This is a genomic window from Steroidobacter agaridevorans, from assembly GCF_009932555.1.
Taxonomy (GTDB): domain Bacteria; phylum Pseudomonadota; class Gammaproteobacteria; order Steroidobacterales; family Steroidobacteraceae; genus Steroidobacter; species Steroidobacter agaridevorans.
Genome location: NZ_BLJO01000010.1, coordinates 258,358 through 278,673 on the forward strand (window position 1 = coordinate 258,358; position 20,316 = coordinate 278,673).

The following is a 20,316-nucleotide window of genomic DNA, read 5'->3' on the forward strand; positions in this document are numbered from 1 at the left end:
TTCTCAACGTCTGGGGTATGCTCGGCGCTGCCCCCATGAGTCACACCCCTTATTTCCACCCGGCGGTCGACGCCTGGTTCAACACCCGATTTCATGCGCCCACGCCTGCGCAGGCGGACGCGTGGCCGGCGATTCAGTCAGGAAAACATGTACTGATCGCGGCTCCCACCGGTTCGGGTAAGACGCTGGCGGCGTTTCTTGCGGCCATCGATGAGCTGGTGCGCGAAGGCGAGCAGTTCGGGCTGCCGGATGAGACGCGGATTGTCTATGTGTCGCCGTTGAAGGCGCTGTCGAACGACATCAATCGCAATCTCGAAGCGCCGCTCGCCGGCATTCGCGACAAATTGCTCGAGCTGGGCATGCGCGATGTCGACATCCGCACCTGGGTCCGCACCGGCGACACGCCGCAGACCGAGCGCAATCAGATGCGGCGCAAGCCGCCGCACATCGTTGTAACGACGCCGGAGTCGCTCTACATCCTGCTCGGCTCCGAATCGGGACGTGAGATGTTGAGCACGACGCGCACGGTCATCGTCGACGAAATCCATGCGGTCGCCGGCAGCAAGCGCGGCTCGCATTTGTCGCTTTCGTTGGAACGGCTGGAAGCGCTGGTCGGCCGACGACTCACTCGGGTCGGTCTCTCCGCGACTCAGCAGCCCATCGAAGAAGTCGCGCGTTTTCTGGTCGGTGGACGTTACTTGCTGCCGGATGGCGAGGCCGACTGCGCCATCGTCGACAGCGGCCACATTCGCCAACGCGACCTGGCCATCGAGCTGCCGGAAGAGCCGCTGGAAGCGGTGATGTCGAATGAAACCTGGGGTCAGGTCTACGACCGCCTCGTGCAACTCATCAACGAGCATCGCACGACGCTGATCTTCGTGAACACGCGGCGCACGGCCGAGCGGATCTGTCGTCAGCTCACCGAGCGTCTGGACAAGGACAAGCCCAAAGATGCGCCGCCTTCCGTTACCGCCCATCACGGCAGCCTGGCGAAGGAGCTGCGCTTCGATGCCGAGCAGCGTTTGAAGTTCGGTCAGCTCAAAGCGCTGGTGGCGACAGCTTCTCTCGAGCTCGGCATTGATATTGGCGATGTCGATCTGGTCTGTCAGATCGCCTCGCCGCGCACTATCAATGCGTTCCTGCAGCGCGTGGGTCGGTCCGGTCACGCGGTCGGCGCGACACCGAAAGGGCGTTTGTTTCCTCAATCGCGCGACGACCTGGTGGAGTGCACGGCGCTGCTCGACAGCGTGCGTCGAGGCGAGCTGGACCGGTTGAGAATTCCGGTGGCGCCGATCGACGTGCTGTCTCAGCAAATCGTCGCCGAAGCCGCTGCCCGCGAATGCACGGAGCAAGAGCTGTTCGATCTGGTTCGACACGCATATCCGTTCAAGACGGTTACGCGCGAATCGTTCGATGAAATCGTCCACATGCTGGCCGAGGGGTTCACGACCCGACGCGGCCGGCACGGCGCGCTGCTGTATCACGATGCTGTCAATCACATCATCAAGGGTCGCAAAGGCGCTCGCCTGACGGCGATCACTTCCGGCGGAGCAATTCCGGATACGGCCGACTATCAAGTGATGCTGGAGCCGGAAGGCGTGATGGTCGGCACGCTGAACGAAGACTTCGCGGTCGAGAGCATGTCGGGCGACGTCTTCCAGCTCGGCAATTCGTCGTATCGCATCCTGCGAGTCGAGCGCAACACGGTGCGAGTCCAGGACGCGAAGGGCGAAGCGCCGAGCATTCCGTTCTGGCTTGGCGAGGCGCCGGGACGGACCGATGAGTTGTCTGGCGCGGTCTCGCGCTTACGCGAAGAGATCGAAAGCCGCTTCGATGAGCACTCCTTCAATGGCGACGCGGCCAGATCCGCCGCCTACCAGTGGCTGATCGACGAAGTGGGCCTCGGCGAAATCGCCGCCGGCCAACTCGTTGCCTATCTGGCGTCGGCGCAGGCCGCGCTCGGCGCGTTGCCGACGCAGCAGAAAGTGATCTTCGAGCGCTTCTTCGATGAGTCCGGCGGCATGCAACTGGTGATTCACTCGCCCTTCGGCAGCCGGATCAATCGCGCCTGGGGCCTGGCCCTGCGCAAACGTTTCTGCCGCACATTCAACTTCGAGCTGCAGGCCGCGGCCACCGAAGACACGATCATTCTGTCGCTGACCGGCTCGCACAGTTTCGAGCTGTTGGATGTGGCGAAGTATCTGCACCCGAACACTGCGCGCGACATCCTTATTCAAGCCATGCTTGATGCGCCGATGTTCAATACGCGTTGGCGTTGGGGCGCATCGATCGCGCTGGCGCTGCCGCGATTCCGCGGTGGCAAGAAGGTGCCGCCGCAGATCGCACGTATGAATGCGGAAGACCTGCTCGCGTCCGTGTTCCCAGACCAGGTGGCGTGCGGCGAGAACATCGTCGGCGACATCGTGGTCCCCGATCATCCCTTGGTCCAGCAGACGGTGCGCGACTGCCTGGAAGAGGCGATGGATATCGAAGGCTTCGAGCGGCTGTTGCGCGCCCTGACCACCCAAGCAATCAAAGTGGAGGGTCGCGATCTCACCGAGCCGTCACCGCTGGCCCTGGAAGTGCTGAACGCGCGCCCGTATGCCTATCTCGACGACGCGCCACTGGAGGAGCGACGCACGCAGGCGGTGATGAGCCGTCGCTGGATGGACCCTCAATCCGCGTCCGATATCGGCAAGCTGGATCCAGCTGCGATTGCTCGCGTTCGTGAAGAAGCCTGGCCGGATGCAGGCAATGCAGATCAGCTGCACGATGCCTTGTTGTGGCTGAGCTTCATGACGAACGAAGAAGTCGAGAGTCAGCCGAGCTGGCCGGGTCTTTGTCACGAGCTCATGACTCAGCGGCGCCTGACCAGGCTCAACGTCGGCACAGCCAGCATCTTCGTCGCTACCGAGCGCGTGCCTTACTTCGAAGCCCTGTTCCCCAATGTTTCCATGGACCCGCCCATCGTCGTGCCCGCGACCTATGCAGCCAAGCGCGACCGCGACGAGGCGGTACGCGAGATTGTGCGTGGACGCCTGGAGGGACTCGGCCCGACGACCGCCGCACAACTGGCTGCATCGTTCGGTGGAAACGTCGAAGACGTCGACGGCGCGCTGTTGGCGCTCGAAGCCGAAGGCACCGCGATGCGCGGAAGCTTCGACTCGGACGCCTCCGCAGGCACCCTTCAGTGGTGCGATCGCCGCTTGCTTGCACGCATTCATCGCTACACCGTGAAGCGACTGCGTGCCGAGATCGAACCGGTCCAGGCGCGCGATTTCCTGCGCTTCCTGTTCGACTGGCAACGGGTCACGCCGAACCATCGCATGCAGGGTCCGGACTCTGTGCCCGCGGTGCTGGCGCAGCTAGAGGGCTTCGATGCTCCGGCCGGTGCGTGGGAGACAGAAATATTGCCGGCGCGCATCGCCGAGTACGAACCCGCCTGGTTGGATGAGCAATGTCTCGCCGGCCGCATCATTTGGACGCGTCTGGCCACTCGCAGCAGCGACTCAGAACGGGGCGCCGCGCCGGTGCGTTCGACGCCGATTGCGTTGCTGCCTCGGCGCAATGTGAAACAGTGGTCGCAGTTCTCGAACAATATCGAACGCTCACAGCTCACCGACAAGGCACGCCGCGTCGCCGATTACATCGATGACAACGGCGCGTCGTTCTACGACGAGATCGTGGATCACGTCGGCTTGTTGCCGGTACAGGTGGAGGAGGCGCTGGGCGAACTGGTCGCGCTCGGCCTGGTGAACTCCGACAGCTTCGGCGGTCTGCGCGCCTTGTTGATGCCAGCGGATCGACGCCGCAGCAGCGCGCGTGATCGTCGCCGGCATCGACGCATCGCCATTTTCGGCATGCAGGATGCGGGTCGATGGGCGCTGGTCAGGAGGAAAGAAACAAAGCTCGACGAGGTCAAGCCGGTGCCGCCGCGCAATGACGAAGCCGTCGAGCATATCTGTCGCACGTTGCTGAGGCGTTGGGGCGTCGTGTTCTGGAAATTGTTGGAACGTGAGGCGGATTGGCTGCCGCCGTGGCGCGATCTGGTGATGTGCCTGCGGCGACTGGAAGCACGCGGCGAGATTCGCGGCGGGCGTTTTGTGGCTGGGTTCTCGGGCGAACAGTTCGCGCTGCCGGAAGCGATCGGTCAGCTGCGCGAAGTGCGCCGGCGAGATAGTGATTTGCAGTTGGTTTCGCTGTCCGCGGCCGATCCGCTGAATCTGGTTGGCATTCTCACACCGGGCGGACGGTTGCCGGCGCTCACTGGCAATCGCGTGTTGTATCGGGACGGTGTGCCGACGGCGTTGTACGCGGGCGGCGAAGTGAAATTCATCGAACAGCTCGACGCGGCCGAGCAATGGCAGGTGAGAGGCGCGCTGTTGAAGCGGCAGGTGCCGGCGCCGCTGGCCGATCTCGCTTAATCCGGCCGGAAGACCCACCCCCTAACCCCCTCCCGCCGGGAGGGGGAACAAGAAACCGGAGTGGACCCGAAACACCGGGTCGATCAAATCAGATCACGATGATGCGGCCTTCCTTGTGATTCACCGGCTCCTGCTTCGGATCTTCGCGCTCGAGCTCCAGTGAGTCCGGGTCGGCTGGCGGCTGTTCCGGCTCGACCTTCGGCTCGCTGCTCGAGCCGTCGTTCGAATCTTGCCGGGCGATCGTGCCCAAGCCGTTCATGCGTGTGTTCACTTTGCGCGGCGAGCCTGTGTAGAAAATCGCGCCGACGCCGTTCATGGTCGCATCGAGCGATTCCTGAGGGTTCACGATCACGCTGCCGACGCCGTCGACCGTAACTTTCGCGTCGGCGACCGCGAGCTTGCTCAGGTCCGCGTGACCCGCGCCGGCGAGGCGGACAGTGAGTTCGTCTAGCTGACCATCCGCTGTGATGTTGGTCGCGCCGGCCGCCTTGATCGCCGTGTCGCCGCCGTGCAGGCCGGCCACGCTCACATCGTTGCCGCCTTCCACCTCCAGCGACTCGAGCTTGGGCAGAGTGATCTGTACGGTAAGGCGTGTGTTGTTCCGGATCGTCCAGTCGCGCGCTTTGTTCTTGATATGCAACGTGCCGCCGCTGACGTTGGTCTCGGTGCGGCCGACCGTTTTCTCGTTGCCGCTGACCTGCACCGACAGCGGCTCGCCGATCTTGATCTCCAGCTTGGCGGCGCCTTCCAGACTGATGGAATCGAACGAGCCGACATCGCGGCGCTCACTCACCACCGGGCCGCGATCGCCGCCGTCGTGCCCGCCGCAGCCGCTCAGTAGCAACGCCATCGCGGCCAGCATGGGAAGTTTGTTCATGACGCGACCTCGGAATTTTACATAGCCCCTGGTTCATGATGGGCCGAGCCCTCGCCCCGGCGGAAGCCCATGCCGGCGAATCGCGGCCCGCCGCCGGTGAGCCACCAAAGCACCGATTGCTTCCTGGCGGCCGTCCCGACGACGTGCGAACGTGCGCGTCCCCTGCAGCACCCCGGCGCCAAGTGTGACCTGGGTCACAACTTCATCACTCCGCCCCGCTTTTCTGCCGATTTGGGACGCATGCTGTGAGGGTAATGCGAGCAACGTGATTTTCGTCCGTGTCCTCAGAGCACGTACAGGGTTAACCTTACTCCCGTGCACATGAAGCCTCCGTCCCGAACCAAGCACCGCAACACCCTACGCGAGCGCTTCGCGAAGCTGTTGCCGCCGCTGACCTTTGCCGAGCCGCTCGAGAGCCAGTATCGCAACTGGCATACCGATCATGTGCGCGAGCGGGTGAAGTACACGATGCTGCCGGCGATGGGGCTGCTGCTGATCGTGTCGATGGCGGGCGGTCCGTTTCGCGAGCTGCGCGCAGCCTTGTTCGCGCCGGATCAGATGGTCATCGTCGACGTGCTTCGATTCGGCGTGCTGTTGCCGACCTGCACGGCGATGCTGTTGGTGACTTACACCAAACTGTACTCGCGCTGGCTGACGTTCGCGGCGCCGGCCGTGGCCCTATTGCAGAGCCTGTGCATCGTCGCTTGTGACTTGCTCATGCATCGGCAGGGCTATTCGCTCAGCTCGGTGCTGCCCATGCTGGTGCTCTCGGCGTACATGCTGTTCGGCATGATGCAGGGGCAGGCGACCATCACCGCAACCGCCATCGTGGTCGCTTACGGCCTGGCCGGCTGGGTTGCCGGGTTGAACACCGGCCAGCGCTTGTTCGATCTGGCCATGACCAGCGTCGCGCTGGTGCTGGGATTTTTCTTTCATTACAGCTTCTCGCGCACGCAGCGCTTGAACTGGTTCAGAAACATGATGCTGACCGACTCGGTGCATCGTGACGCGCTGACCAACATCGGCAACCGTCGCATGTTCGACGCCCACATCGATCGCTTGTGGAATCAAGCGATCCGCACGCGCGCGCCGCTCGCACTGCTGCTGGTCGATCTCGATCACTTCAAGGCGTTCAACGATCACGCCGGCCATCAGGCTGGCGATCACTGCCTGGCGCGCGTCGCCGAAGCCATCGCGCAGTCGGCACGGCGTCCATTGGACGTCGCGGCTCGTTACGGCGGCGAAGAGTTCGTGGTGCTGTTGTTCGACGTGAAACGCGATCGCGTCGAAGAGTTGTGCCGCGAGATGCATTCCAACCTGGCGGCGCTGCAGATTCCGCATCCGGCGTCGTCGGTCGGCCCGTATGTGACGGTGAGCATCGGCGCCGCGTGCGTCGAGCCGCAAGCCGGCCGCAATCACGATGGCTTGATCCAGCTCGCCGACGAAGCGCTGTACGCAGCGAAAGAAGGCGGCCGCAATCGAACCGTCGTCATGGATCGCGAATACGCGACGCTCAAAACCGGTGCGTTCCGCGTGCCTCGCAAACGCGAGCGCACCGAAGCCGCCTGACGCCATCCAGCGACGTCACAACCTGCTATTTCTCATGTACAGCGTTATCAATCGACGCTGTTCCCCGGCGCGTTGTTTTCTGATGATACATTTCGACTGAGCGCGGCGGATCCAAACGGTCCGCCGGTGCATTACATCGAACTTCAAATCAGAGCCCCATCGCCCGTATGTCCGCCATGATCGATACGCCCGCCGACGCGCCCGCCCGCTCCAACGAGATCGTCACGCTGCAAGCTCACATCCTGCAGCAGCAGACGCGTTATCCCGAGGCGAGCGGTCAGTTCTCCTGGATCCTCTCGGCGCTGGCCATCTCGGCGAAGATGATCGCCTCGCACGTCCGTCGCGCGCGGCTCGACGACGTGCTGGGCACGGTCGGCAATCAAAACGTCCAGGGCGAGCAGCAGCAGAAGCTCGACGTCATCGCCAACGACATCCTGTTACGCACGCTCGGCGGCCGTGAAGGCGTGGCCATCGTCGCTTCGGAGGAGAACGAGGAGCCCGTGATCCTGCGCGCCGACGATGCCGCCGAGCGCAAGTACTGCGTGCTGTTCGATCCGTTGGATGGTTCGTCGAATCTCGACGTCTGCGGCTCGGTCGGCACCATCTTCTCCATCCTACGCAAGGATCGTCGCTCGCCACAACCGCAGTCGTCGCTGTTGCAACCCGGCGCCGAGCAGGTCGCGGCGGGCTATGTGCTGTACGGTTCGTCGACCGTCTTCGTGCTGACCATCGGCCTGGGCGTGGATATGTTCGTGCTCGATCCGGCGTACGGCGCGTTCATGCGCGTGGCGCAGGGCGTGCGGATTCCGAAGTCCAACAAGTGCTACTCGGTCAATGAAGGCAATCGGCTCAGCTTTCCCGAGGGCTACCAGAAGTATCTGTCCTGGGCGCAGGAGCGCGGTTATTCGAGCCGCTATGCCGGCGCGATGGTGGCCGACGTGCATCGCATCCTGTTGCAGGGCGGCGTGTTCATGTATCCGCCGACCCGAAAAGCGCCCAAGGGCAAGCTGCGCCTGATGTACGAAGCCAATCCGATGGCCATGATCGTCGAACAGGCTGGCGGCAAGGCGCTCAGCGCCCCGGGCGAGCGCATTCTCGAGGTGCGGCCCACCGATATTCACCAGCGGGTCCCGGTCATCATCGGCAGCAGCGAGGAAGTGGAGCACGTCGCCGCGCATTTGTGAGACAAGGCGCCGCCCCAGACTCATTTCAGCCGGGCTGGGGTATCCGCAGACCCCAGTAATTCATTGTGGAAGTCCGCGCGTTGCAGCAACCTGTGACGGCGGAGTGTATTCTTCTATCCTGGTGGTTTGGGTCTTTCGGGAAGCTCAGTGCTCACGGCCGATAAAGTTCTAGTCACGGTAGGAACGCCCTGCTCGATCTCAGCAGTGGGGAGCACGGAAACCTATCGCGCGCGCGTGACCAACGCGCCGGAATTCATCGCGCTCGCGGCGTTCGATGCCGGCCTGATCGACATCGACCCGCAAGACGACGGCTCGCTGAAACTGCGCTGGGTCAATGGCGAGAGCACCAGCGCCGAGGAAATCGAGCGGCTGCATGGCAAGCAGCTGCGCGCGTCACTGGGCATCCGTTACATCGACGAACTCACCGCGCTCGGCAACGCCGTCGTCACGGATGTGGCCGCCTCCTTGCCTCATGACTTCGACCGTGGCGGCTTGCGCAAGCTAGCCGGCCTCACCTATCGCGATGTCCGCGAGTCGGCGCTCAAGGACATGTATGGCTTGTTCGACGACGATCCGCGCCTCGGCCCGTCGTTGCAGTCCCAGTTGTTTGCCTACACCGGCTTGGGTGCGCTGGCGGCGCTGCCCGTGTCGCTGGCGGAGCTGATCCCGAATCCGTATGAATTTCGTGTTGCCGGCGCGACTGCCTTTCCCGGCCTGGACGCGCACGGCCAGTTGCGCGCGGCCGGTACAGTCACGCCGGAGAACGACAAGCTGCGAGACAAGTTCGCAATGCGTCTGGCGAACTCGCTGTCGTCGCACGGCCCGGCGCTGCTGTCGACGATGCTTGCGCCGTCGTATTCGCTCAGCAAGTCGCTGAAACATCCTGAACTGCTCGATTCATTGCGCTCGGCCAGCGGCTTCATGCGCGTGCCGCAGACTCCGCTGAACGCGGTCGGTGCGTGTGCATCCAGTTCCATCGTGTTCTCCGAGTTCGCGCCGCAGATGGTGCTCGACTATCCGGGTTATCAGCGTCCGCAGCTGGTGTTGTGGACCGCGGCCGACGCGGCCACCCGTCCGAACTGGCAGATCCTCGACGCCTTCGGTCCCGGCGCGCTGATGACCCGAGGCAAGCTGGAAGCGCTCAACGCCGGCCGCAGCCCCGCTGAACAGCGCTCGATCGCGGACAGCCTCGCGCCGTTCGACATCGACGCGAACGGGACCGTGGTGGGCGAGGGCGGCTCGGGCCTGATGATCACGACGCTCGACTTCGCGTTGCGTAACTTCCTGGATATCACTTCCATCATCGTGGGCTGGGGCCAGAGCGGTGAGGCGGGCGGCAAGGCGCACTTCGCCGGCGTCGGCTTCGGGGGCGAGAACGCGCTGATGCACGCGTTGGAGCTCGCCTACCGCGGTCATGGCTACGGGGTGGCCGATTTCCAATATCTGGTCGCGCACGCCACCGGCACGCGCACGAATTCGAAGACCGATCTGACGACTGCGGCGAACGCGCGTTCAGCGGCCGCGGAGAGACAAGGCATCAAAGGCGCATTGCCGACGGTGGCCGTGGGCACGCCGAAAGCGGTGGGCGATGGCCACACCATGGGCGAGACGGGATTGAAGGCAGTCTCGCAGGCGCTGCAGTTCCTGCTTGGCAAGCCTGCCGTGGGCGTGCCGACATTGCGGCATCTCGATCCGGATCTAGGCACGGTGGCCGAATCGTTCAAGCTGCAGTCAGCGCCGGTGATTGGTAACGGCGATGGCGGCGCGCTGTGCGCAACTCAAGGCTTCGGTGGTTACAACGGCGCCATGGCTTTGCGCGCGGCGCATGCCGAAGCGTTCGCTCGCTACTCGCCCGACAAGAAAGTGCTCGCGGCGTATCTCGAGCGCTGGCCCGAGCTACGCCGTGAACGTGAACAGCGCGAGCGCCACTGGCGCCTGCGCCGTCGCAGCGCCATCGAGCTGGCGCAAATGCATTGCTGGAAAGGGCTGGATTAGCCCGGAAAAAGTCACGCCTTTTTCCGGGCGTATCAAAAGGGCCTCGGCCGCTTTTGATCAGGAAAACCAGTTCCGGAAAAAGTCGCGCCTTTTTCCGGGCGTGTCAAAAGGGCCTTGGCCGCTTTTGACCAGAAAATATGTCAGCTGGTCTTCTTGCCGGTGAAGGTGCCTTCGCCCAGCTCGCCGAGCTTCACGGTGCCCTTCATGCTCGCGCCATCGACGGTGCCGGTGTAGCTCACCGCCAGGTCCGTGCCCTGCGCGTTCACTTGAAAGCTGATGACGATGTCGTTGCCCTTCACGGTGCCGGTGACCGGCGACTCGCCCAGCATGCCCTTGTAGGTGCCGCTGATCTTGGCGCCGTCCTGCTTCAGGCTGAAATGCGGATTGCCGGCGCCGGCCTGGGTCTCGACGGTCAGGTCCCACTCGCCGGCCACGTTGGCGTCGGCGGCGAAAGCGGACGTGGTGAGCATCACGGCGGCGGCGGAGGCGGCCAGAAGCATTCTGCGCAGGCTGTTCATGACGATTCCCTGGAAGTGATTGTTGGGGTCCGTGTGAATTGTGGGTGGTCGCCCCGAGCACCGGCAACTGCGTTGACGTTTCATGACGCTGGTCCGTTTCGGCCTGCGTAATGGAGAGCCCGGAAAAAGTCGCGCCTTTTTCCGGGCGTATCAAAAGGGCCTCGGCCGCTTTTGATCAGAAGACAGGACGCGTTTTGCCCTGCGGTCCCGCCGTGTATGCAACAATGGCCGCCCAGGAATGGACTGACGGACTAAGGACAGCAGCGCTCAGAGTGTTTAAATAGCGAGCTGATGTTCCGCGACTTCCGCAAAATCTCGCCACGCATTTTCTGGCTGGTCACGCTCGCCGCGACGGCCGTGCTGTTGACCGTGGTGGCGGTTCCGCAGTGGCTGTCGAAGAACGCGCGGCTGCAGGTCCTGCGCTCGCACGTCGCTGAAATTGCGCAGATTGCGGCCAGCGTCGTGGACGGCGATCTGCATCGGCAATTGCTCGATCCCGCCAACTACACGCCCGAACTGTACGAGCGCGTGGTCGCGCCGCTGGTGCGCTTCCATTCGGCGGATCCAGAGATCTTTTATGTCTACACGATGGTGGAGCGCGGCGGGAAGAGCCTGTTCGTCGTCGACACCGCCGCGTCCAGCAAGCTGAAGACCACGCGCAAGCTGCGACCTTCGGCATACATGGAGCCGTTCGAAAGCATCGATGTCGAGCCGGATCCGGACTATCTGCAGCGGATCGCGAACGGCGAAACCTACGTCTACCCCAGCTTTCAGCGCGACGTTTACGGCACATTCCTGTCCGGTCACACGCCCATCTACGACAGCCAGGGCCGTTACAGCGGCTTCGTCGGCGTCGACTTCGACATCAAATATTATCTGGCGCTGGAATCGAGTTTCCGCGCGATCTTTTACGGCTCGGTGGCCGGCGCGGTGCTGATCGCGCTGCTGATCGGCTATGTGGTCGCGCGTTATCACTATCACATCCAGGATCGCATCGATGAGCAGTATCGGATCTCGATCCGCGACGAGCTGACTCAGCTGCTGAATCGACGGGGCGCGCTCAGATTCTCGCGCGAGGCGCTGGCGGCGCGGGTGGCCAGTTACGCCGTGATTCTGGTGGATATCGACGACCTGAAGGGCATCAACGATCTGTACGGCCATGCGGCCGGCGACGAGTTCATCGTGAAGGTCGCGGATACAATTCGTAACAGTGTGCGCGAGAAGGACATCTGCGCCCGCATGGGCGGCGATGAATTCCTGATTTTCGCCACCGGCTGCGACCTGGATGCGGCGACGGAGATCGCGCGTCGCATCCTGGGCAAAGTGTTTTCACACGACAGCAACTCGAGCCGCTCGCACTTTGGCGTGTCGATCGGAATCTGTGTATCGCCCGGCGCCGATGCGAGTTTCGAGTTGTTATACCGGCAGGCGGACGAAGCGCTGTACAAGGCCAAGCAGGCGGGCCGCAACCGTTTCGTGATTTTCGACCCGATGGTCGCGGCTTAACGCGGCCACATATTTTTTATTTTTTCTTACAAAGAGCAGTTTTTCCCCGAAGGGGAAAAATGGCTGCTGTCAGGAAGCACCCTGAGCTCGACTCTGCGCCATCAAGCGATGCAGGACGTCGCCCAGCTCTTCCACCGTATTCGGCTTCAATAACAGATCCCGCACGCCGGTCTTCATCACCGACTCCCGGTCCTTGGCGCGCACATAGCCCGACGTCATCACGACCGGCACTTCCGGCCGCAATTGCAGAACATGCGAGGCGAACTCGATGCCCGACATGCTCGGCATCGACAGGTCGGTGACCACCGCTTCATACGCCGCCGGATTGGAACGGAACGCCGCCAGCGCTTCGTTCGCGTCGGTGAAGCCCGCGACCCGGTAACCCAACCGCTGCAACACGCGGGTTACGAGATATACAAGCGATTCCTCATCGTCGACGTAGAGAACGCTCTGGCCTTGGCCACGCGGCACTTGCGAGCCGAGCGACGGATGCTGGGCCGCCGCGTCGTGGAATAACACAACGTCCTTCGAGGTTTCTTCTTCATTGCCGCTGAACGCCAGGATTTGAGTGATGATGCCGGCCGCACGGGCGCTGGCCCGCTGCACTTCGGCGAGCGACAGCTGCGCCGGATGATCGGCCGGGAGGTCTTCCGCCGCGAGCCGGGCATTGCCGCAGATCGCCAGCAGGATGTTGTTGAAGTCATGCGCGATGCCGCCGGCCATGGCCGCGAGCGCGCGGCTCTTCTCCAGCAACTCGCGATCCCGTTCAGCCTGCAGGCGAGCGGTCACGTCGCTGGCGAAGGCGATGACACCCTCGTCGGCAGTGCCACGATCCACCAGCGCCAGGTGCCAGTGACATTGCATATGGCTGCCGTCCTTGCGCCGGGTCTCGAGCGTCACGCCATCGGGAAATTCGGTGCCGGAAAGTAACTTGGGACACACCTCGTCGATGATGGGCATGCTGGCGGGCGTGGCGACCAGCTCATGGATGTGCCGGCCGATGGCTTCCGCTTCCGAATATCCAAAGGTCGCGGCCGCCGCCGGATTCCAGGCGCGCACGATGTGGTCGGTGTCCCAGACAATGCAGGCGAGCGGTGCGCGATCGAGATACAGCTGCAATCGTTTGTTGATTGCCTGCAGCTGCTGCACGCCGCCGTCCGCATCCAAATTGCCACGCCTCGCAGGCCGGCGGCGTTGCCGCCACCACTGCGTGAACCCGAACATAACGCCCCGCTGAAGTCTGAAGTAGGTGACTTATCGCGTCTGCGCTGGACGCGGCTCTTTCTTCTTCCCCGGGGCCAACGTATCACAGCGGACGCATCCGGCGCGTTGAGCAACTCTCCCGGCTATCGCTTAGGAGAATGGAGTAAGCAGCGCGTACCAAGGGAAGCGCTGCAAATATTCCAGTGAATGCGGATTCAGATATTCCAGCGCTCGCGGCACAGCGCCAGGAATCTGGCTCCGGCTTGCGACAATGGCTGATGACGAAGGTGATAGACGCCCACCTGTCGCTCGATACTGGAGAACGGCAGGCCTTCGATGTGCTCGAGCTCGGGCGGCAGCTCGGTCACCAGATTGGAGACATAGGTCACGGCCTTGCCCTCGGCGACCAGCGCCAGCCGCAACTCCATGTGGCTGACCTCCCAAACCGACGCGAAGGCATTGCGCAAACGATCGCCGCTGGGACGCCGGGCCGCTTCGTCGAGATAGGAAGTCACTAGAGGCAGCGTGCGCAGCGTCGCTTGCGGATCGCGCTTGAGCGCTTCGCGGCTGGGGTGGTCGCGGGCAATCATCAAACGGCGGGTCTCGGCGAAGCACGAGTAGACCGTGAAGTAATCCGGCATGGTGTGTTGCAAGGGTCCGAAGCCAACTTCCCAACGGCCGTCGGACACGCCATGGACGATCTCGCGGCTGGGCGCGACCGTCACCTTGAAGCGGGTCAGAGGATTGCGCTCCGAGAACTCGCGCAACAGCGCGATACCGAAACGCGCATTGGTGGCGGGCGAAAGCGCCAGGGACAAAGTGGACAACGCACCTGTCTTGATCTGCGCAATGTCCGCTAATGTCTCGCGCTCTTCGTTCAGCACCGTCTCCGCATAGCGCAGTAACCGGATGCCGGCTTCGGTCAATTGCGGCGGATTGCCCCGACGCAGCAGCACCGCGCCGAGCCGATGCTCGAGGTTGGCGATGGCCTGACTCACCGCCGATTGCGATAAGTTCAATCGTTCAGCGGCGCGACTGAACCCGCCCGCCTCCACCACGGCGTGAAAACAACGGATTTCATTGCGCTCGATCTGCATGTGGTCAATTTTCGCGCAGCAGTCGTGACTACTGCAAATTAGTGAGAAAAGCGCTGCCTGTCAGCGCGGCCGATAAGAGTATCGGATGCGTCGATGCGATCACAGCCGCTGATAAACGCATCGCTGGCGCGGCGTCGTGGAGTGGGGCGCTCAGGCGTAGCTTGAGCAGTCATCGAGGCCGCAGGAACGAGTCATGAGCGAGTCATTGCAACACGTTCACAAGGGTCTGGAAGGCGTGATCGCCGACACCACCTCGGTGTCGTTGATCGATGGCGACGCCGGCCGGCTGTACTACCGCGGCTACGCCGTCGAAGAGCTGGCGCGTAAACGCTTCGCAGAAGTGATGCACCTGGTCGTGTTCGGCACGCTCCCGGACGCCGATCGACTCCAGGAAGTCGAAGACTATTTGTGGATCGCTGGCCGCTTGCCGCCGGAGCTCGCCGCATCTCTTCGTCAGATCGCGCGGCATGGCGAGCATCCCATGGCGACCTTGCAAGCGATCACGACCTTGCTCGCGTTGGAACCTCCGGCAGTCAGCCTGGGCCGGTCGCCGCAGGAAGAAGAGGCGCTCATCGTCGCTGCTCGCATTCCCGCGGCCATCGCCACCATTTACGCAGCGCTGCAGGATCATCCAGAGCATCCCTATCCAGCCTCGCGCCGCTATGGCGAGCGTTACCTGCAACTGTTGCATGGCCGCCAGCCGTCGCCGATCGAAGTCTCGGTGTTTGAAAGCGCGCAGATCTTGCAACTCGATCATGGCTTCAACGCCAGCACATTCACCGCGCGCGTGGTCACTTCGACACTGGCCCCGGCGACTTCGGCCCTCTCGGCCGCCATGGGCGCGTTATATGGACCGTTGCACGGCGCCGCCGATCAACAAGCACTGGAGATGGCGCTCGAAGTCGGCCAGCCTGAACGAGCACGCGAGTTCGTGGCGCAGTGCCTTGCAAGCGGGCGCAAGGTGATGGGCATGGGTCATCGCGAGTATCGCGTGGTCGATCCTCGCTCACGCATGATCCGGGCGCTGGCTCAGCAGGTCGCGCATCGGCCTGAACACATCCAGCTGCTCGATGTGTTGAGCGCCGTCGACGAAGCCTTCATCGAGCAAACTCGTGAGAAACGACGCACGCTGCGCGCCAACCTGGAGTTCTACAAAGGCGTCGTTTATCTGGCGCTGGGCATTCCCAAGGAGTTTTTCACCGCGAGCTTCGCGGCCGCGCGCGTGTTCGGCTGGATCGCGCATGTGATGGAACAGCGACAGGACAATCGCATCATCCGGCCCACCGCGCATTATGTTGGCCCTGCTCCACGCTCGATGACGCAATAAACGACGAGTTGCACGTCAGCGCACTTGTCAGGTTACGCGCCGGGTGGCTATAGTGCAGTCACGTGACTTAAGTGACTAACCCGCACGTGTCCCATACTTCCTCCCCCATCGCCGTGATCATCACCCTGATCAACGTCGTAGTACCGGTCGTAGCCATCAGCGACGCGCCGTAGGGGAACTATTAAATTACGAATCAACGACCCCCGTCGGTGCAAAGCCGGCGGGGGTTTTTCGTTTTATGCGCCGGTTTTGTGTCGATGGGCCCAACAAGGAGCCCTCCGTGATCGCGACACAACCGGCCGCTGCACCGAAACGCACTGGCGCCGACCTCATCATCCATCTGCTGGAGCGGCAGGGGGTCGACATCGTCGCGGGCATTCCCGGCGGCGCATTATTGCCGTTGTATGAAGCGCTGGGCCGCTCGACCCGCATTCGCCACATCCTGGCTCGACACGAGCAAGCTGCAGGCTTCATCGCGCAAGGCATGTCACGCATCACGCGCAAGGCGGGCGTCTGCTTCGCGACTTCTGGCCCCGGCGTGACGAACGTGGTGACCGCGCTCGCCGACGCCAAGCTCGATTCGATTCCGTTGGTGTGCATCGCCGGCCAGGTGCCGCAGTCGCTGATCGGCACCGACGCCTTCCAGGAAGTGCCGACGATCGACATGGTGCGACCCATCACCAAGGCGAGTTTCTTCGTGCGGAATGCGAGCGAACTTTGGCACGTGATCCCGGAAGCCTTCCGTATCGCCGAGGGCGGACGGCCCGGCCCGGTGCTGATCGATGTGCCCAAGGATGTTCAGCTCCAGCTCTCGGAGCATGAGCCTGCGAGCGAAGCACCGCGTGAGCACGCGTCGATCTCCGTGCTCGATACGCGACAACACTTCGATCTTGCGGCTCAACTGATCAACGCGGCCCAGCGGCCGGTGCTCTATGTGGGCGGCGGCATCGTCAAAGCGAGCGCGCATGCGGAAGTTCGCGAGCTGGCTGAACGTGCCGGCCTGCCGGTGACCTCGACACTGATGGCGTTAGGGGCGTTGCCCGCCGGCCACAGTTTGGACATCGGTATGTTGGGCATGCATGGCGCGCGCTACACCAACTTGATCATCGACGAGTGCGACCTGTTGATCGCCCTCGGCGCGCGCTTCGATGACCGCGCCACCGGCGATCCAAAACGGTTCGCCCCGCACGCTCGCATCATTCACATCGACATCGACCCGCGCGAATTCGGCAAGATCAAGGCGGTCGATGTGTCGATCTGCGCCGACGCCGGCTTCGCGACCCGCGAATTGCTGAAACGCGTGCAACCGATGCCGCGAACGCTGTGGCTGTCCCGAGTGGATCAACTGAAGCAGGGTCATCCACTGCGGACACCAGGCAGCCGCGACTTGTGCTCGCCGTACGGGATCGTGCAAGCGGTGGGCGCGCTCGCGCCGGATGACGTCATCGTGACCACCGACGTCGGCCAACATCAGATGTGGGTGGCGCAACGCTTCCCGTTCATGCGCCCGGATCGCTGGCTCACCTCGGGCGGCCTCGGCACGATGGGCTTCGGGCTGCCCGCCGCGATCGGCGCCGCGCTCGTTGAGCCAGAGGCGACCACCGTGTGCTTCACCGGCGATGGCAGCCTGCTCATGAACGTGCAGGAGCTGGCGACGCTGGCCGAACTCGATTTGAATGTAAAAATCGTGCTGCTCGATAATGCCGCGCTCGGCCTGGTCCGGCAGCAGCAGGAATTGTTCTATCGGCAGCGCTACGTCGCCTCGCTGTATTCGCAGCCGAGCCGCTTCGTCGCCATCGCGCAGGCTTTCGGCATTCCGGCGCTGGACCTGGGCGATGCAGACGATCCGCACGATGCGCTGTCTCGCGCGATGGCCGCTCGCGGCCCGGTGTTGATCCGCGTGCCGATCGCCGCCACCCAACATGTGATGCCGATGGTCGCGCCGGGCGCCGCCAATACCGAAGCGCTCGATCATGTAGAGGAAATGTAATGACTCAACCACCGCTCGCGCCGTCCATCGGCTGGGCTGACTTCGAGAAGGTAGAGCTGCGCGCCGGCACCGTTCTGGAAGTGATGGAATTTCCCGAAGCCCGTCGACCCGCGTGGAAGCTGCGCATCGACTTCGGCCCGCAGATCGGCGAGCGGGTCTCGAGCGCACAGATCACCGCGCTTTACGGCAAGGAAGATCTGGTCGGACAACAAGTGATGGCGGTTGTGAATTTCCCGCCCAAACAGATCGGTCCATTCCGCTCTGAAGTCCTGGTCACTGGATTCCACGATGAGGAAGGACGAGTGGTGCTGGTTCGTCCTGAAAGACGAGTGCCGAACGGCGCGAAGCTGCTGTAATGTGCGCCGTCCGGAACAGGGCCCAGCGATGCGTTTCTCTGAAATTCTCGATTCGATTAGTGCGACAGGCGAGCAATGCCAGGTCACGGTCAGCGACGATTGGATGCAGGGTCGCGCCACCTACGGCGGACTGGTCGCCGCGGTAGGAAACGAAGCGATGCGCAAGCTGGTCCCACGCGACCGGCCGCTGCGCTCGTTGCAAACAACGTTCGTCGGTCCGGCGGCAGCCGGGACGTGGCGCATTCGAGCCCGCGTATTGCGTGTCGGACGAGCGGTGACGCTCGCTCAATGCGAAGTGCTCGATGGCGATCAAGTTGCCGCCGTGCAGGTTGGCGTCTACGGCATGGACCGCGAGTCGGCGGTGCTGGTCAAACCCGCTGCAGTCGATTCGCCGCGGAAGGTCGAGGAGATCAACGAGGTTCGTTACTCACCCGATCGCTTCCCTGCCTTCGTACAACACTTCGCGATGCGCTGGGCGTTGGGCGCGAAACCTTTCAGCGGCACGCGCTCGCCTTCCAAAGTGTTCATTCGACATCGCGATCCCGCGCCCCTGACTGAATCGCACATCGTCGGCCTGGTGGATTGCATCCCGACGCCGGCGCTGTCCATGTACCAGGCGCCAGCTCCAGGGAGTTCCCTGGTGTGGATGCTGGAGTTCTTCGAGCACGATCTGGAATTCAGCCCGGAGGCCTGGTGGCGCATCGACAGCGATATCGATGCCGCGACCGGCGGCTATGTGAATCAAACCGGCTTGCTGCACGATCCGAACGGCCGGCCGGTCGCGCTGTCCCGGCAGTTGTTCGCTGTGTTTGGATAGTCGAAAGGGCCTCGGCCGCTTTCGACCAGAAAATCAGACGGCGCGGGCCAGCCGCACCACATCCAGCACGCCGTTGATCATGAACTGCACGCCGATGCAGATCAGCAGGAAGCCCATGATCCTCGCCATCGCGTTCATGCCCGCGATGCCGAGCACCTTCGACAGCTTGGTCGCAGCCCGCAGCGTGATGTAAGAAATCACGCCGACCACGGCGATGCCCAGCGCGATCAACACATGGCCCACCACGATGTGCTCGGTCTGCTGCGCCGAGGCCGATAAGCCGATGACGACGGCGATCGAACCCGGGCCGCTCAAGCCCGGCATGGCGAGTGGCGTGAAGGACACGTCGGCCTTGCCGGCCGCTTCCATCTGCTCCTGCCGCGACATCGCGACGGTATCCGGAAACAGCATGCGAAAGCCCAGGTAGCTCACGATCATGCCGCCGGCGATGCGCAGGCCGGGAATGGAAATGCCGAAGAAGTTCATGATCAGGCCGCCCGCGACCAGGAACGACGTGAGAATGAAGAACATGTAAATGCAGGCGCGCCGGATCTGCTCGGTGCGCTCGTGCTCGTTCAAGTTGGCGGTGATGGTCACCACCATGCCGACCGCGGACAGCGGATTGACGATGGGCAACAGCGCCAAGATCGTACTCAGCACCAGGGTGAAGCCTTGGGCAAACCAATTCATGGGCCGACGTTGTACCTGAAACCGCGCGGCTTCAGGTGGCCTTTTTACGTTTCGCCGCCTGCGGTTTGCACAGACGCTCGAAACCGCTGGCGATGAACGGCGCCATGCGCCGGCCGATGGCTTCGAAATCGCTGGATTTACATAGCCCCTCGGACAGGCGGTCGATGCGCCCGGTCTGCGACAGCGTGAGCGTCAGCGCACCGGACAGGAAGTGATAGCTCCAATACAGCTCTTCTTCGCTCACATCGGGCAGGGCCTTGCGAAGCGCGTCGATCAGGTGATGAATCACGTTGTCGAAGGTGCGGCCCATGGTTTCGCCGCCCCAGGCCGGTGTGTTGTTCACCTGGGCAATCAATGCAAAGTAATTGTGCCAGCGCTGATCGCCGGTGGCGGCCCGCTGCAGGATGGGCTGTAAGAACGCATCGATCACGCCTTCCACGGTGATGGCGCTGCCGGCCGACTTCACATAGGCGTCGATGGACTCGATGCGCTCCTCGTTGATGATCTCCGCCCGGCGCTCGAACACGGCGTCGAACAAGCCGCGCTTGGTGTTGAAGTAGTAATGCAACAGGGCGGTGTCGACCTTCGCTTCCTGCGCCACCTCGCGCACTGTCACGCCCCAGAAGCCATGGCGCGAAAAGTGATCTTCGGCGGCGTCGAGGATCCGCTCCCGCATGTCGGGCGCGGCGTCGGTCTTCAAGGGCCGGCCCCGACGGACCTTGCGGCGTTTGGTGCTCATGTTTGTGGGTTAGGTAAAAACCCT

Annotated in this window: 15 protein-coding genes; 9 read left to right on the forward strand and 6 right to left on the reverse strand. The window is 63.0% G+C overall.

The window, feature by feature from the left end:
• The first annotated feature begins 35 nt into the window (after nucleotides 1-35).
• Nucleotides 36-4,424 carry a DEAD/DEAH box helicase gene (locus GYH35_RS31065; RefSeq protein WP_161830429.1) on the forward strand — a complete coding sequence of 1,463 codons (4,389 nt, stop codon included), beginning with the start codon at nucleotides 36-38 and terminating at the stop codon, nucleotides 4,422-4,424.
• Nucleotides 4,425-4,512: 88 nt separating this feature from the next.
• Here the strand turns inward: GYH35_RS31065 and GYH35_RS31070 are convergent, their stop codons facing one another.
• A complete protein-coding gene (locus GYH35_RS31070) occupies nucleotides 4,513-5,301 on the reverse strand; it encodes a head GIN domain-containing protein (RefSeq protein WP_161810143.1) in 789 nt (262 codons plus the stop codon).
• A gap of 321 nt (nucleotides 5,302-5,622) precedes the next feature.
• Between GYH35_RS31070 and GYH35_RS31075 the strand changes: the two genes are divergently transcribed.
• The 3 genes from GYH35_RS31075 to GYH35_RS31085 all read left to right on the forward strand — a co-directional run bounded on the left by GYH35_RS31075 (nucleotide 5,623) and on the right by GYH35_RS31085 (nucleotide 10,049).
• Entirely contained in the window at nucleotides 5,623-6,870 is a 1,248-nt protein-coding gene (locus GYH35_RS31075; protein WP_161810144.1) for a diguanylate cyclase, read from the forward strand.
• Nucleotides 6,871-7,037: 167 nt separating this feature from the next.
• On the forward strand, nucleotides 7,038-8,054 hold the full coding sequence (gene fbp / locus GYH35_RS31080; RefSeq protein ID WP_235936890.1) for a class 1 fructose-bisphosphatase: 1,017 nt from the start codon (nucleotides 7,038-7,040) through the stop codon (nucleotides 8,052-8,054).
• Between the two features lie 204 nt (nucleotides 8,055-8,258).
• On the forward strand, nucleotides 8,259-10,049 hold the full coding sequence (locus GYH35_RS31085; RefSeq protein ID WP_161810145.1) for a beta-ketoacyl-[acyl-carrier-protein] synthase family protein: 1,791 nt from the start codon (nucleotides 8,259-8,261) through the stop codon (nucleotides 10,047-10,049).
• Nucleotides 10,050-10,189: 140 nt separating this feature from the next.
• Here the strand turns inward: GYH35_RS31085 and GYH35_RS31090 are convergent, their stop codons facing one another.
• A complete protein-coding gene (locus tag GYH35_RS31090; protein ID WP_161830430.1) occupies nucleotides 10,190-10,567 on the reverse strand; it encodes a hypothetical protein in 378 nt (125 codons plus the stop codon).
• A gap of 291 nt (nucleotides 10,568-10,858) precedes the next feature.
• Here GYH35_RS31090 and GYH35_RS31095 point away from each other — a divergent pair, with 291 nt between their 5' ends.
• Nucleotides 10,859-12,073, forward strand: a complete 1,215-nt coding sequence (locus tag GYH35_RS31095) for a GGDEF domain-containing protein (protein WP_161830431.1) — start codon at nucleotides 10,859-10,861, stop codon at nucleotides 12,071-12,073.
• Nucleotides 12,074-12,142: 69 nt separating this feature from the next.
• Here GYH35_RS31095 and GYH35_RS31100 read toward each other — a convergent pair whose 3' ends face one another.
• Nucleotides 12,143-13,297 (reverse strand): ATP-binding response regulator, encoded by a 1,155-nt coding sequence (locus tag GYH35_RS31100; RefSeq protein WP_161810148.1) that lies wholly within the window; start codon nucleotides 13,295-13,297, stop codon nucleotides 12,143-12,145.
• A 194-nt stretch (nucleotides 13,298-13,491) separates the two neighbouring features.
• Nucleotides 13,492-14,373, reverse strand: a complete 882-nt coding sequence (locus GYH35_RS31105) for a LysR family transcriptional regulator (protein WP_161810149.1) — start codon at nucleotides 14,371-14,373, stop codon at nucleotides 13,492-13,494.
• A 193-nt stretch (nucleotides 14,374-14,566) separates the two neighbouring features.
• Between GYH35_RS31105 and GYH35_RS31110 the strand changes: the two genes are divergently transcribed.
• The 4 genes from GYH35_RS31110 (at nucleotide 14,567) to GYH35_RS31125 (ending at nucleotide 18,863) form a co-directional block, all read left to right on the forward strand.
• Nucleotides 14,567-15,700: a citrate/2-methylcitrate synthase gene (locus GYH35_RS31110; protein ID WP_161810150.1), complete on the forward strand. Its 1,134-nt coding sequence runs from the start codon at nucleotides 14,567-14,569 to the stop codon at nucleotides 15,698-15,700.
• A 283-nt stretch (nucleotides 15,701-15,983) separates the two neighbouring features.
• On the forward strand, nucleotides 15,984-17,690 hold the full coding sequence (gene ilvB, locus GYH35_RS31115; protein WP_407700238.1) for a biosynthetic-type acetolactate synthase large subunit: 1,707 nt from the start codon (nucleotides 15,984-15,986) through the stop codon (nucleotides 17,688-17,690).
• Nucleotides 17,690-18,046: a tRNA-binding protein gene (locus GYH35_RS31120; protein WP_161810152.1), complete on the forward strand. Its 357-nt coding sequence runs from the start codon at nucleotides 17,690-17,692 to the stop codon at nucleotides 18,044-18,046. The genes ilvB and GYH35_RS31120 overlap by 1 nt, the downstream gene beginning before the upstream one ends.
• 28 nt (nucleotides 18,047-18,074) lie before the next feature.
• Nucleotides 18,075-18,863 (forward strand): acyl-CoA thioesterase, encoded by a 789-nt coding sequence (locus GYH35_RS31125; RefSeq protein WP_161830433.1) that lies wholly within the window; start codon nucleotides 18,075-18,077, stop codon nucleotides 18,861-18,863.
• A 33-nt stretch (nucleotides 18,864-18,896) separates the two neighbouring features.
• Here GYH35_RS31125 and GYH35_RS31130 read toward each other — a convergent pair whose 3' ends face one another.
• Entirely contained in the window at nucleotides 18,897-19,553 is a 657-nt protein-coding gene (locus GYH35_RS31130) for a MarC family NAAT transporter (RefSeq protein ID WP_161810154.1), read from the reverse strand.
• A 31-nt stretch (nucleotides 19,554-19,584) separates the two neighbouring features.
• Complete coding sequence (locus tag GYH35_RS31135) at nucleotides 19,585-20,292, reverse strand: TetR/AcrR family transcriptional regulator (protein ID WP_161810155.1); 708 nt, start codon at nucleotides 20,290-20,292, stop codon at nucleotides 19,585-19,587.
• Between the last annotated feature and the right edge of the window lie 24 nt (nucleotides 20,293-20,316).

What these genes read in the sequence shown, in the direction of transcription:
- GYH35_RS31065 (WP_161830429.1), top strand. Translation starts at nt 36, where the DNA reads ATGAGTCACACCCCTTATTTCCACCCGGCGGTCGACGCCTGGTTCAAC.
- GYH35_RS31070 (WP_161810143.1), bottom strand. Translation starts at nt 5,301, where the DNA reads ATGAACAAACTTCCCATGCTGGCCGCGATGGCGTTGCTACTGAGCGGC.
- GYH35_RS31075 (WP_161810144.1), top strand. Translation starts at nt 5,623, where the DNA reads ATGAAGCCTCCGTCCCGAACCAAGCACCGCAACACCCTACGCGAGCGC.
- fbp (WP_235936890.1), top strand. Translation starts at nt 7,038, where the DNA reads ATGTCCGCCATGATCGATACGCCCGCCGACGCGCCCGCCCGCTCCAAC.
- GYH35_RS31090 (WP_161830430.1), bottom strand. Translation starts at nt 10,567, where the DNA reads ATGAACAGCCTGCGCAGAATGCTTCTGGCCGCCTCCGCCGCCGCCGTG.
- GYH35_RS31095 (WP_161830431.1), top strand. Translation starts at nt 10,859, where the DNA reads ATGTTCCGCGACTTCCGCAAAATCTCGCCACGCATTTTCTGGCTGGTC.
- GYH35_RS31100 (WP_161810148.1), bottom strand. Translation starts at nt 13,297, where the DNA reads ATGTTCGGGTTCACGCAGTGGTGGCGGCAACGCCGCCGGCCTGCGAGG.
- GYH35_RS31105 (WP_161810149.1), bottom strand. Translation starts at nt 14,373, where the DNA reads ATGCAGATCGAGCGCAATGAAATCCGTTGTTTTCACGCCGTGGTGGAG.
- GYH35_RS31110 (WP_161810150.1), top strand. Translation starts at nt 14,567, where the DNA reads ATGAGCGAGTCATTGCAACACGTTCACAAGGGTCTGGAAGGCGTGATC.
- GYH35_RS31120 (WP_161810152.1), top strand. Translation starts at nt 17,690, where the DNA reads ATGACTCAACCACCGCTCGCGCCGTCCATCGGCTGGGCTGACTTCGAG.
- GYH35_RS31125 (WP_161830433.1), top strand. Translation starts at nt 18,075, where the DNA reads ATGCGTTTCTCTGAAATTCTCGATTCGATTAGTGCGACAGGCGAGCAA.
- GYH35_RS31130 (WP_161810154.1), bottom strand. Translation starts at nt 19,553, where the DNA reads ATGAATTGGTTTGCCCAAGGCTTCACCCTGGTGCTGAGTACGATCTTG.
- GYH35_RS31135 (WP_161810155.1), bottom strand. Translation starts at nt 20,292, where the DNA reads ATGAGCACCAAACGCCGCAAGGTCCGTCGGGGCCGGCCCTTGAAGACC.